Genomic DNA, 13,128 nt, shown 5'->3' with positions numbered 1-13,128 from the left:
GGAACTCAAGGGGGAATTAGCAATGATCTCAGGCAAATCCAAAGTGGCGTCTTTAGCGGCTGTACTTAGTCTCATGATCGGTTTATCAGCTTGTTCAGGCGGCAACAACACGGTTACGAATACGGTCAACTCCGGTAATACCGCCGGCACGGAAAGCAATACTGCGGAGACTGCTGAAGGCGGGGGATACGTTCTTGGCGAGCAGCCGCTGGAGTTTTCTTTTTACGGCCATTATGACTGGTACACGATGCCTACCTGGGGCGAAGATCTTTCCACCAAATGGATTCTCGATAATAAAAAGGTGAAGGTTGAGCCGGTCAGCTCCGGCGGCAATGCCAAGCAGAAGCTCAGCACGATGATCGTCTCCGGCGAACTGCCTGATGTCATCTGGATGGAACGCGGTGCGGATGTGGAGCAGCTCCGGGCGGCCGGTGCGCTGGTGCCGTTTGATGATTATCTCGATAAATATCCCAATCTGAAGGAATGGGCAGGCGAAGAGACGCTGGATATGCTGCGTTCCTCCGACGGCAAGCTCTATCAGTTCCCGAACTGGTACACTACGCAGCCTAACGGTAATACCGGTTATCTGGTCAACAAAAAAATCTATAATGAGCTGGGCACACCCCCGCTGGAGACAACCGATGACCTCTATGCCTATTTGAAGCTGGTAAAAGAAAAATATCCGGACGTGATTCCATTTGAGGTAGGGCAAGGCGCTGAAGGCGTTGACGTTCTGTCGTCAGCTTTTGCGGAAAACCGTCCGTATGTATACAGTGCACTCAGCATGATGGCAATTCCAAATGGTAATGAAATGACTTCTGTATTTAAAGATGAAGCTTTCCGTTCTTCACTGGTCTATGCCAACCAGCTGTACCGGGATAAACTGATTAGCCAGGATGCCTTCACCCAGAACCTGGAACAGGTGGAGCAAAAGATCATTACAGGCAAAATCGCAGTATACGCGGCGTCAAGTCCGACTGAGTATGGCGCAATCGGCAACTCGCTGCTGAAAGAGCAGGACCCGGATGCCGGATATATCATGGTATGGCCGATTCATAAGGCGGGCCTGGATAAGAACAAGATTTTCCCTGGAGCTTATAATCAACTGGGCTGGAACGTGAGTGTCATTACGACTGCGGCAAAAGATCCGGAAGCCGTCTTCGCCTTCCTTGACTGGTTCACCGGACCCGAGGGACAACGGATTATTATGTGGGGACCCGAAGGCAAGTACTGGGACGGAACAGATGAAGAGGGGGCGCCGCTCTTTACAGAAGCTTTTACCACAGATACTAAAGGCCGCGATGAGCTGATGAACGCAACGGTCAATCTGCAGTGGAACGGCAATACGGTATACGTGGATAATTCCAAGATGAAGTTCGAGTCTACGCTGCCGGAAGACCAAAAGAGCTGGGAAACCAAATGGCAGTCTGAAATTACCTGGAAGACCCAATATGATACGACCGAATTTGTGAATTTGGCTCCGGCCGGCGACTCCCAGGAGGGGATTATCTCCCAAAGCGTTGGTGAAATTTACGAAAAAGCGAGAGCGCAAGCTGTGCTCAATGCCAAAAATGAAGCAGAGGTCCTGGCTGTTCTGGATAAGGCTGAAGCGGATGCCCAGCAGGTGGGATACAGCGAGCTGCTCAAATTCAAGACGGAGAAATGGCAGGAGAACCTGAGAAAGTTGGGAAAATGAAACTGACATACGGGAGCGGGAGACCTTGAACTATTACTTGGGCATTGACGGCGGAGGCAGCAAAACGCTGGCCGTCATATCCGATGCTGCGGGCCGGATTACCGGCCGCGGCGCAAGCGGATGCGGCAACCATCAGACAGGCGCCGAGAGGGCTGAAAGCAACATCCGTCAGGCGGTAGAAGAGGCGCTGAGCCAGGCGGGTCTCCGTAAAGAGCAGATCACCTATTCCATGTTCGGGCTGGCTGGGGCTGACCGGGAAGCTGATTACAAAATCCTGCGTCCGATGATTGCGGGAATGGGCATGGAGCCTCATGGTATTGTCTGCGATACTGTAATCGGCCTGCGGGCGGGTACACGAAAGCCCTATGGGGTTGTAGTCATCTGCGGGACCGGAACCAACTGCTACGGCATCAGCCGCAGCGGGCAGGAACTGCAGGTAGGCGGCTTCGGTTATGTCTTCGGTGATTTCGGAGGGGGTTCGGAGCTGGCGGTAGAAGCCTTCCGCGGCGTAATCCGCGCCTGGGAAGGGCGGGGGCGGCCAACCCGGCTGGCCCAGGCGATTCTCGGCAAGCTGGGCTACGCTTCGGAAGAAGCCATGTTCCACCATTTCCTTGACCACGGGCTTAGAGTGCCTCATGAGATTGCCAAGCTGATCTTCGAGGTTGCGCCTGAGGATGAACTGGCCCGTGAAATTCTGCAGAAGCAAGGCAGGGAGCTGGGACTCGCGGCCAGTGCAGTCATCCGTAAACTCGGCATGGAGCAGGATACCTTCGACTTGGTACTGGCCGGCAGTATTTTGACCCGGGGGGAGAGCCGGTATGTGGTCCCGTATATTGAGGAAACAGTGGCAGTTGCAGCCCCGGGCTGCACCCTGCAGATGCTCGGACAAGAGCCGGTAGCCGGGGCCCTGCTGTTGGCCATGGAGAAATCCGGGATTCAGGTGGAAGAAGCAGTCTATGAACAGTTACATCATACCTTATCTGTAAAGGCGGCGAATGCAGTATGGATCAACGACTGAAAGTAGCGGTAATCGGGGGAGGGTCCTCTTATACCCCTGAGCTGATCGAGGGGTTTATCCTGAACTACTCTACTTTTCCTGTAACAGAAATTGTCCTCGTCGATATACAGGAAGGATTCCACAAGCTGTCCATTGTCGGACAGCTTGCCTCACGGATGATTGCCAAATCCGGGCTGCCGATTAAGCTGAGCCTCACGCTTGACCGGCGCTCGGCGCTTGAGGGAGCCAGCTTTGTGACTACACAAATACGGGTCGGCAGACTGGAAGCCCGCCGCTGGGATGAGACCATTCCGCTCAAATACGGAATGATCGGGCAGGAGACTACCGGTCCGGGCGGCATGATGAAGGCGCTGCGGACAATTCCGGTGCTGCTTGAGGTAGCCCGGGAGATGGAGCAGCTATGTCCGGATGCCTGGCTGCTCAACTTTACGAATCCTGCGGGTATGGTGACCGAGGCCATTCATAAGCATTCAAGCATCAAATCTATCGGTTTGTGCAATTCGCCGATCGCTGCCTATAAGTGGCTGTCGGCGCTCTACCAGGTGCCGGTTGAACATATTTATTGCGAGTTTGCCGGTCTGAACCATTTACACTGGATCAGTACTATTACCATTGACGGGGAATCCAAGCTGCCGGAGCTGCTCGCGAACCGGGACGGCTATTCTGCTCGGAATGTTCCGCAGTATGACTGGAATGGGGCGCTGTTATCGTCACTCGGTGCAATTCCTTCTTATTATTTGAAGTATTTCTATCTTCACCGCGAGATTCTGGCGGAGCAGCAGGCTGCAGCGGCCAAAGGAGAGACCCGGGCTGAAACCGTGCAGCGTCTGGAGGATGAACTGTTCGAGCTGTACAAGGATGAAAGCCTGGCCGAAAAGCCCAGGCAATTGGAGCAGCGCGGGGGAGCATATTACTCTGAGGCTGCTGTCCGGCTGATGAATTCCCTCTATAATAATTCCGGTGATATTCAAACATTGAATGTTCCGAATCAGGGTATTCTTGACTTCCTTCCGGATGATGCTTGTATAGAAGTTAATTGCAGAGTGCATAAGCAGGGCCCTGAGGTAATACCGGTTGCTAATGTACCTGAAGCTGTAAAAGGTCTGATTCATTCCGTTAAAACTTATGAAGGGCTGGCTATAGAAGCCGCTGTCAGCGGAAGCCGGGAAACCGCCTTGCTGGCGCTGGCGCATCATCCGCTCGTTCCTTCAGTCAATGATGCAGAGGCTATGCTGGATGAGATGCTGGATCAGAATAAGGCTTATCTTCCAGGGTTCTTTCAGCATACTTAAAGATAAGGAGAAAGGCCGATGAATTCTGACGGAACAGCTGCCTGGACACTGGAACAAAAAATCGCCCGGATGTGTGTCGCCGGCCTGCCCTCACTGCATGCAGATTCTGCTTTTGAAGGACGGCTTCGGGACCTGCCTATGGGCGGAATTGGATTGTTTCCCCATAACATTGATAATGAAGACCAGCTGCGCAGCCTAATCCGCGGTGTACAGGATGCCGCCGGAAGGTCCGGGATTCAGTCACCTTACTATCTTTCGATAGATGAGGAAGGGGGAAGCCTCGCCAATCTGAAATCCTTTTTCCCGCCGGTGCCGGGCAACCGGGCTATCGGATTGACTGCTGATCCTGAGGGTGCATTTCTGCAGGGAAAGCTTATCGGCAGCCAGCTCGCTGCACTGGGCATTCCGATGAACTGGGCACCGGTGCTCGATGTGAATACGAACATTGTGAACCCGGTAGTCGGTGTCCGCTCATTTGGCGAAGATCCGGCTGCAGTAGCTGAGCTTGGCGCCGCTTATATCCGCGGTATGCATGAGGCGGGTATAGCCGTAACGGCCAAGCACTTTCCGGGTCACGGACAAGTGGATGGTGATTCACATATTGAGCTGCCTTTTTGCGGGCTGACCCTGGAGGAGCTGAAATCCGGACCGCTTCTTCCATTCACAGCTGCTGTTGCCGCTGGATGCGATGCCATCATGATGGCCCATATTGTTTTCCCGGCTATTCCGCAGTCGGCGGGACTGCCGGCTTCTCTTAGCCCGTATTTTGTTACAGAACTGCTGCGTAAAGAGCTGGGCTTTGAAGGTGTCATCTGCACCGATGATGTCGAAATGGGAGCCATCCGGAACAGCTTCGAACCGGAAGTTATCAGCGAGTTGGCGGTGATTGCCGGTAATGATCTGATTCTCATGTGCCACACGCCGGGTTTCCAGGACCGCGTCATCTGTGGAATTGCAGCTGCGGTGCGCGGAGGCCGGATTGCTGAATCCAGAATTGATGAATCTCTTAAGCGGATTGCCCGGCTGCAGGAGCGGATGCTCCAGCACAGCCGGCATGCCTCACCACTGCCGCGTTCGGAGTGGAAGGATAGGATTGTTGAGCTGACCCGCAGGACTGTGAAGCTTGAACGTGATCCGGGTCAACAGCTGCCGCTTGCGGCAGGAGTCCGCTACCTGCTGCTGCTGCCGCGGCCCGAGAGACTGACGCTGGCAGACAATACCGACAGCAGTGACCTCGGGCTGGGAAGACTTCTTACGGATAGGGGACTTCAGGTTAAAGTGAAGTTTATTCCCAATAACCCTGATGAAGGGACTATAGCTGAAGTGATGGAGGGGCTGGAGAATTGTGATGCCGTTATTATGGGCACCTGGAATGCTCATGTTTTTAGCGGACAGGTGAATTTGGCGGCGGCCATTGTTCTTCATAAGCCGCTGATTGCCGCTGTGCTGCGCAATCCTTATGATGCCGGACGGCTGCCGTCAGCAGCGTCCGTCATTCTGGTTTGCGGAACTTCATCCTTTTCGCTGGCGGCGCTCGCCGATGTCCTGACTTCCGGAAGTACAGAACCATAACATAAGATCAAAGGGGCTGAAGCTCATATGGAAGCGTCATCGCATCCGGACATCCGGATCCGGCAGAAGGTCGGGCAGATGTTTATGTGCGGATTTACGGATACCACACCAAACGATGATATTCTAAAGCTGATAAAGGAATACTTCATTGGCGGCATCATCTATTTCAGACGCAACATAGGGACGGCCCGGCAGGTTTATGCCTGCTCGGCCGCGCTGCAGCAGGCTGCCGCCGAGCCTTTGCTGATTGCTGTTGATCAGGAAGGCGGGATGGTGGCGAGAATTGAAGATGATGTGACGCTGATGCCCGGCAATATGGCACTTGGTGCAACCCGTAATGTGGAAGGAGTGCGGCAAGCGGCTGTAGTTGTCGGGAGGGAGCTGCGACACTTAGGTATTAACATGAATTTTGCACCCTGTGTGGATGTAAATAACAATCCGGCCAACCCGGTCATTGGTGTCCGCTCCTACGGTGAATCTCCGGTATTAGTAAGTGAGATGGGGGCTGCCGCAGCTGACGGATTTCAGCAGGCGGGCGTTGCGGCAACGATCAAGCATTTTCCGGGCCATGGTGATACGGATACAGATTCCCACCTGGCCCTTCCGAGTATCGGGCACGGGCGTGAACGTCTGGCGGAAATTGAGCTGCTGCCTTTTAAGCGGATCATCGAAGCTGGAGTGGATGCGGTTATGACTGCACATGTCGTTTTTAAAGCCTATGAAGATGAAGATATTCCCGCAACGCTCTCCGAAAAAATCCTGACAGGATTGCTGCGCGAGGAGCTGGCTTTTGATGGAGTCATTGTGACCGACTGTCTGGAGATGAATGCGATATCGCAGACCGTTGGTGTCGGGCCGGGGGCGGTGCAGGCTGTCAAAGCCGGAGCTGATCTGATTCTCGTAAGTCATACGTATGATTGGCAGGTCGAAGCGATCGAAGCTGTGGTTGAGGCAGTCGTCAGTGGAGAGATACCTGAAACAAGAATTGACGCATCCGTGCAGCGGCTCGCAGGACTGAAAAAGAAGCGGGAGATTACAAAGGAAGAGCCGCCAGCCTTTGCTGATATTAAGGTGAAGCTCGCTTCCGAAGCCTCACTGGAGGTTGCACGTGAACTGAGTGAACAGAGCATTACTTTGCTGTGCGATGATGGACAGCTTCCGCTTATGGAAAAGGAAGGTATCTACGTCATCTGGCCAGAAGTCCGCGTCAGCCATGAAGTGGTAGAGGCGCTGCAGGAAAGCATGACTCTGGGAACTGCCCTGAAGCCTTATTTTAACAATGTTCGTGAGCGGATTATTGGTGTGGACCCTTCTGATGAAGAAATCCGGGAGGTTCTTGAGGAGAGCCAATCCTTCAGTCAGATCGTTGCCGCCACTTATAATGCTGATTTCTCACCAGGCCAGCGTATGATTTTACAGGAACTCGCAGCAAGGACAGAGGGCAGGCTGGTCGTAGTAGCGGTACGCAACCCGTATGACTACACTGCCGTACCCGGGATACGCACTTATCTAGCCAGTTATGAGAACAAAGCGCTGGCCATGCAGTCAGTGGCTAAAATTCTGGCAGGGCAAAGCATTGCGAGGGGGGTCCTTCCGGTGACGGTCGGTGAGTTTGCTTACGGCTCGGGGAGTATTCACTGAAAAGTTTGTGAGTTCCTTTTATGAGTATGATGTGAATAGTTGGGGCTTCTATAGAAGGCGGGTATCTTCCTTAGTTTGGGGATGGATAGCCGTTTTTCTATTATAGAGGGAGTCAGTATGTTCTGAATGCTGTTTATGAGGGGAATGCAGCAAATCGCTGGTGGCGGGTTTCCAGATATGATTCAGCGCTGCCATCTCAACGTCCGATATGCGGTGTGGTTAATTGAGGAGATACAGAAGCCCCGGCCGGATGTTTAAAGATGATAGTAACAATTAAATTTTCAATGCTCTTTTTTAGAACTGGTGGATGGCCTGCAGCGAGTAGCTGCAAAACGGATAACCATAAGCTCTGCATCAAACTCAGCGGGATTTTAGTTTCGGGTAAATTCACTTTAACAGATGGAATATTTTGAGGTTGTCTTATTTGTTCAATCCGTGATATATTATTAATCCTGCCGCTGACAGCGACTGGTGAATAAATAAGTTAAAATAAAGTCTTGCAATGTTACACACTATGTGATATATTATAAGAGTTGCTGCTGACGAGGTGATCGTTAGTGATGACGAGCTTGATCTTTGAAAACTGAACAACGAGTGAGTATCGGAAATTACTTCGGTGAATTCCAAAAATTGATGATTTTCACAGCGTCTGGTACGCTTTAGAAATTCATCCTGAGAATGCAAATTCTCGTCAGATGTTTCAAAATGAGCTGTCGCTCTTTCTATACTGTATCCTCTTCATCCGCTCAGCTGAGCTGGACCGAAGAGGATACAGGCGACGCTTGCGAAGCAAGCGTCCTAATTGGAGAGTTTGATCCTGGCTCAGGACGAACGCTGGCGGCGTGCCTAATACATGCAAGTCGAGCGGAGCTAACGGTTTCCCTTGGGAAACCGTTGCTTAGCGGCGGACGGGTGAGTAACACGTAGGCAACCTGCCCCATAGCCCTGGGATAACTACCGGAAACGGTAGCTAATACCGGATAATTTCTTTTTTCTCCTGAAGAAAGAATGAAAGACGGAGCAATCTGTCACTACGGGATGGGCCTGCGGCGCATTAGCTAGTTGGTGAGGTAACGGCTCACCAAGGCGACGATGCGTAGCCGACCTGAGAGGGTGAACGGCCACACTGGGACTGAGACACGGCCCAGACTCCTACGGGAGGCAGCAGTAGGGAATCTTCCGCAATGGGCGAAAGCCTGACGGAGCAACGCCGCGTGAGTGATGAAGGTTTTCGGATCGTAAAGCTCTGTTGCCAGGGAAGAACGTCCGGTAGAGTAACTGCTACCGGAGTGACGGTACCTGAGAAGAAAGCCCCGGCTAACTACGTGCCAGCAGCCGCGGTAATACGTAGGGGGCAAGCGTTGTCCGGAATTATTGGGCGTAAAGCGCGCGCAGGCGGCGATTTAAGTCTGGTGTTTAAACCTTGGGCTCAACCTGGGGTCGCACTGGAAACTGGGTCGCTTGAGTACAGAAGAGGAAAGTGGAATTCCACGTGTAGCGGTGAAATGCGTAGAGATGTGGAGGAACACCAGTGGCGAAGGCGACTTTCTGGGCTGTAACTGACGCTGAGGCGCGAAAGCGTGGGGAGCAAACAGGATTAGATACCCTGGTAGTCCACGCCGTAAACGATGAGTGCTAGGTGTTAGGGGTTTCGATACCCTTGGTGCCGAAGTTAACACAGTAAGCACTCCGCCTGGGGAGTACGGTCGCAAGACTGAAACTCAAAGGAATTGACGGGGACCCGCACAAGCAGTGGAGTATGTGGTTTAATTCGAAGCAACGCGAAGAACCTTACCAGGTCTTGACATCCCTCTGAATCCTCTAGAGATAGAGGCGGCCTTCGGGACAGAGGAGACAGGTGGTGCATGGTTGTCGTCAGCTCGTGTCGTGAGATGTTGGGTTAAGTCCCGCAACGAGCGCAACCCTTGACTTTAGTTGCCAGCAGGTAAGGCTGGGCACTCTAGAGTGACTGCCGGTGACAAACCGGAGGAAGGTGGGGATGACGTCAAATCATCATGCCCCTTATGACCTGGGCTACACACGTACTACAATGGCCGGTACAACGGGAAGCGAAGCCGCGAGGTGGAGCCAATCCCAGCAAAGCCGGTCTCAGTTCGGATTGCAGGCTGCAACTCGCCTGCATGAAGTCGGAATTGCTAGTAATCGCGGATCAGCATGCCGCGGTGAATACGTTCCCGGGTCTTGTACACACCGCCCGTCACACCACGAGAGTTTACAACACCCGAAGTCGGTGGGGTAACCCGCAAGGGAGCCAGCCGCCGAAGGTGGGGTAGATGATTGGGGTGAAGTCGTAACAAGGTAGCCGTATCGGAAGGTGCGGCTGGATCACCTCCTTTCTATGGAGAATCGTCTTCTGCAATGAAGACATTCAAATCTTAAATCTAACCGGTCGGTTAGATGCTCACTCGTTGCTCAGTTTTGAGAGTTTAAGCTCTCAAAGGCATATCTTTTCCAAAACTTGCTTGTAGTCAAGAGGTTTTGAAATATGATATGATCTTCTTCCGGGGTTAAATCCGGAACACTTGATCCTTGAAAACTGGATACCGAAACGAATTTGCGTTTTAGAACATTCCTTTAAGCTGAACTTGTGTAAACAAGTGAAGATTTAATAGCGATGCTGAAAGCGAAGGTTTTCGATTGTGCAGCGACTTTTGGCTTTGAATATTCTAGCGTACGGAGTGATCCGGACGCGCTATTCAAAACAAGATGAGCGAACAAGCGAAACACCGTAGCGTTGGTTAAGCTAATAAGAGCACACGGAGGATGCCTAGGCGCCAGGAGCCGACGAAGGACGTGGCGAACAACGAAACTGCCTCGGGGAGCTGTAAGCAAGCTTTGATCCGGGGGTGTCCGAATGGGGAAACCCGGCTGTGGTAATTCGCAGTCACTCACATCTGAATACATAGGGTGTGTTGAGGCAGACCAGGGGAACTGAAACATCTAAGTACCCTGAGGAAGAGAAAACAATAGTGATTCCGTCAGTAGCGGCGAGCGAACGCGGAACAGCCTAAACCAGGAGGCTTGCCTCCTGGGGTTGTGGGACGTCTCACATGGAGTTACAAAAGGTTAGGTTAGGCGAAGAGGTCTGGAAAGGCCCGCGATAGAGGTAAAAGCCCTGTAGCCAAAAGTTTAACCCCTCCGAGACGGATCCCGAGTAGTGCGGGGCACGTGAAACCCCGTATGAATCCAGCAGGACCATCTGCTAAGGCTAAATACTACCTGGCGACCGATAGTGAATCAGTACCGTGAGGGAAAGGTGAAAAGCACCCCGGAAGGGGAGTGAAATAGAACCTGAAACCGTGTGCTTACAAGAAGTCAGAGTCCTCTATATGGATGATGGCGTGCCTTTTGTAGAATGAACCGGCGAGTTACGTTTAACATGCAAGGTTAAGGTGAGAAGCCGGAGCCGCAGCGAAAGCGAGTCTGAATAGGGCGACTAAGTATGTGGACGTAGACCCGAAACCGTGTGATCTACCCCTGTCCAGGGTGAAGGTGCGGTAACACGCACTGGAGGCCCGAACCCACGTACGTTGAAAAGTGCGGGGATGAGGTGGGGGTAGCGGAGAAATTCCAATCGAACTCGGAGATAGCTGGTTCTCCCCGAAATAGCTTTAGGGCTAGCCTCGGTGAATGGAGTGGTGGAGGTAGAGCACTGATTGGGTGCGGGGCCCGCAAGGGTTACCAAGCTCAGTCAAACTCCGAATGCCATTTACTTCTTGCCGGGAGTCAGACAGTGAGTGCTAAGATCCATTGTCAAAAGGGAAACAGCCCAGACCATCAGCTAAGGTCCCCAAGTGTGTGTTAAGTGGGAAAGGATGTGGAGTTGCACAGACAACCAGGATGTTGGCTTAGAAGCAGCCACCATTGAAAGAGTGCGTAATAGCTCACTGGTCGAGTGACTCTGCGCCGAAAATGTAACGGGGCTAAACACACCACCGAAGCTATGGCTTGGATCGACTTCACTGCGTCTTTGAGGCGGTGTTTGTCCGGAGGACATTGTTGCCAGGAATCATCTGCAAGGATGAATGGCTAAATGCTTCCAGGGGATAAACACATGTGCTTCGAAGCTGGAGTGAAGTCGATCCAGGGGTAGGGGAGCGTTGTGTATGCGTTGAAGGTGTACCGTAAGGAGCGCTGGAGAGTACACAAGTGAGAATGCCGGTATGAGTAACGAAAAGATCAGTGAGAATCTGATCCGCCGAAAGCCCAAGGTTTCCTGAGGAAGGCTCGTCCGCTCAGGGTAAGTCGGGACCTAAGGCGAGGCCGACAGGCGTAGTCGAAGGACAACAGTTTGAAATTACTGTACCACCGTAATCCGTTATGAGCGATGGGGTGACGCAGGAGGGTAGTGACGCGGACTGATGGATGTCCGTCTAAGCAGTGAGGCTGGTGTGCAGGCAAATCCGCACACCGTAAGGCTGGGCTGTGATGGGGAGCGAAAATTACAGTAGCGAAGGTCATGATCTCACACTGCCAAGAAAAGCCTCTAGCCAGGAGAAGGTGCCCGTACCGCAAACCGACACAGGTAGGCGAGAAGAGAATTCTAAGGCGCGCGGAAGAACTCTCGTTAAGGAACTCGGCAAAATGACCCCGTAACTTCGGGAGAAGGGGTGCCTCGGTAGGGTGAATAGCCCGAGGGGGCCGCAGTGAAAAGGCCCAAGCGACTGTTTAGCAAAAACACAGGTCTGTGCGAAGCCGCAAGGCGAAGTATACGGGCTGACGCCTGCCCGGTGCTGGAAGGTTAAGGGGAGTGGTTAGGGGTAACCCGAAGCTATGAACCGAAGCCCCAGTAAACGGCGGCCGTAACTATAACGGTCCTAAGGTAGCGAAATTCCTTGTCAGGTAAATTCTGACCCGCACGAATGGCGTAACGACTTGGGCGCTGTCTCAACGAGAGATCCGGTGAAATTTTAATACCTGTGAAGATGCAGGTTACCCGCGACAAGACGGAAAGACCCCATGGAGCTTTACTGCAGCTTGATATTGAATTTGGGTACGATCTGTACAGGATAGGTGGGAGCCGTAGAAGCAGGAGCGCAAGCTTCTGTGGAGGCGCCGTTGGGATACCACCCTGATCGTATCTAGGTTCTAACCTGGTACCCTAAGCGGGTACAGGGACCGTGTCAGGCGGGCAGTTTGACTGGGGCGGTCGCCTCCTAAAGAGTAACGGAGGCGTTCAAAGGTTCCCTCAGAATGGTTGGAAATCATTCGAAGAGTGCAAAGGCATAAGGGAGCTTGACTGCGAGACCTACAAGTCGAGCAGGGACGAAAGTCGGACTTAGTGATCCGGTGGTACCGCATGGAAGGGCCATCGCTCAACGGATAAAAGCTACCCTGGGGATAACAGGCTTATCTCCCCCAAGAGTCCACATCGACGGGGAGGTTTGGCACCTCGATGTCGGCTCATCGCATCCTGGGGCTGAAGTAGGTCCCAAGGGTTGGGCTGTTCGCCCATTAAAGCGGTACGCGAGCTGGGTTCAGAACGTCGTGAGACAGTTCGGTCCCTATCTGTCGTGGGCGCAGGAAATTTGAGAGGAGCTGTCCTTAGTACGAGAGGACCGGGATGGACGTACCGCTGGTGCACCAGTTGTTCCGCCAGGAGCATGGCTGGGTAGCTACGTACGGACGGGATAAGCGCTGAAAGCATCTAAGCGTGAAGCCCCCCTCAAGATGAGATTTCCCAATGAGTAAGACCCCTTGAAGACGACGAGGTAGATAGGTTGGAGGTGGAAGTGCAGTAATGCATGGAGCTGACCAATACTAATCGGTCGAGGGCTTATCCAAAAAAACTAACACACAAATTCGTTTCGGATTCAGTTTTCAGGCGATCAAGCCTGTACGCAACGAAATTCATTCACACAACCGTGATGAACGTAATTTCTAGCGCC

5 protein-coding genes and 2 rRNA genes are annotated in these 13,128 nt (G+C 52.7%); all 7 read left to right on the top strand.

Translation table 11 applies throughout. From position 1 onward, the window contains the following. Positions 1-22: 22 nt before the first annotated feature. The 7 genes from C2I18_RS28430 (at position 23) to C2I18_RS28400 (ending at position 13,024) form a co-directional block, all read left to right on the top strand. Positions 23-1,696: an extracellular solute-binding protein gene (locus tag C2I18_RS28430; protein ID WP_249899043.1), complete on the top strand. Its 1,674-nt coding sequence runs from the start codon at positions 23-25 to the stop codon at positions 1,694-1,696. Positions 1,697-1,721: 25 nt separating this feature from the next. Continuing rightward, on the top strand, positions 1,722-2,714 hold the full coding sequence (locus C2I18_RS28425) for an N-acetylglucosamine kinase (RefSeq protein WP_249899042.1): 993 nt from the start codon (positions 1,722-1,724) through the stop codon (positions 2,712-2,714). Continuing rightward, on the top strand, positions 2,699-4,006 hold the full coding sequence (locus C2I18_RS28420) for a 6-phospho-beta-glucosidase (protein ID WP_249899041.1): 1,308 nt from the start codon (positions 2,699-2,701) through the stop codon (positions 4,004-4,006). The genes C2I18_RS28425 and C2I18_RS28420 overlap by 16 nt, the downstream gene beginning before the upstream one ends. 18 nt (positions 4,007-4,024) lie before the next feature. Further along, positions 4,025-5,578, top strand: coding sequence for a glycoside hydrolase family 3 protein (locus C2I18_RS28415; RefSeq protein ID WP_249899040.1), 1,554 nt, complete (start codon positions 4,025-4,027; stop codon positions 5,576-5,578). Between the two features lie 27 nt (positions 5,579-5,605). Continuing rightward, positions 5,606-7,219, top strand: coding sequence for a beta-N-acetylhexosaminidase (nagZ, locus tag C2I18_RS28410; protein WP_249899039.1), 1,614 nt, complete (start codon positions 5,606-5,608; stop codon positions 7,217-7,219). A 799-nt stretch (positions 7,220-8,018) separates the two neighbouring features. Beyond that, positions 8,019-9,576: ribosomal RNA gene (locus C2I18_RS28405) — 16S ribosomal RNA — on the top strand. Positions 9,577-9,976: 400 nt separating this feature from the next. Next, positions 9,977-13,024 (top strand): 23S ribosomal RNA (locus C2I18_RS28400). The 16S and 23S rRNA genes sit together here, the layout of an rRNA operon. The last annotated feature ends 104 nt before the right edge of the window (positions 13,025-13,128 follow it).

Source organism: Paenibacillus sp. PK3_47 (assembly GCF_023520895.1).
GTDB lineage: Bacteria > Bacillota > Bacilli > Paenibacillales > Paenibacillaceae > Paenibacillus_AQ.
This window is presented reverse-complemented; position numbering and strand designations above follow the sequence as displayed.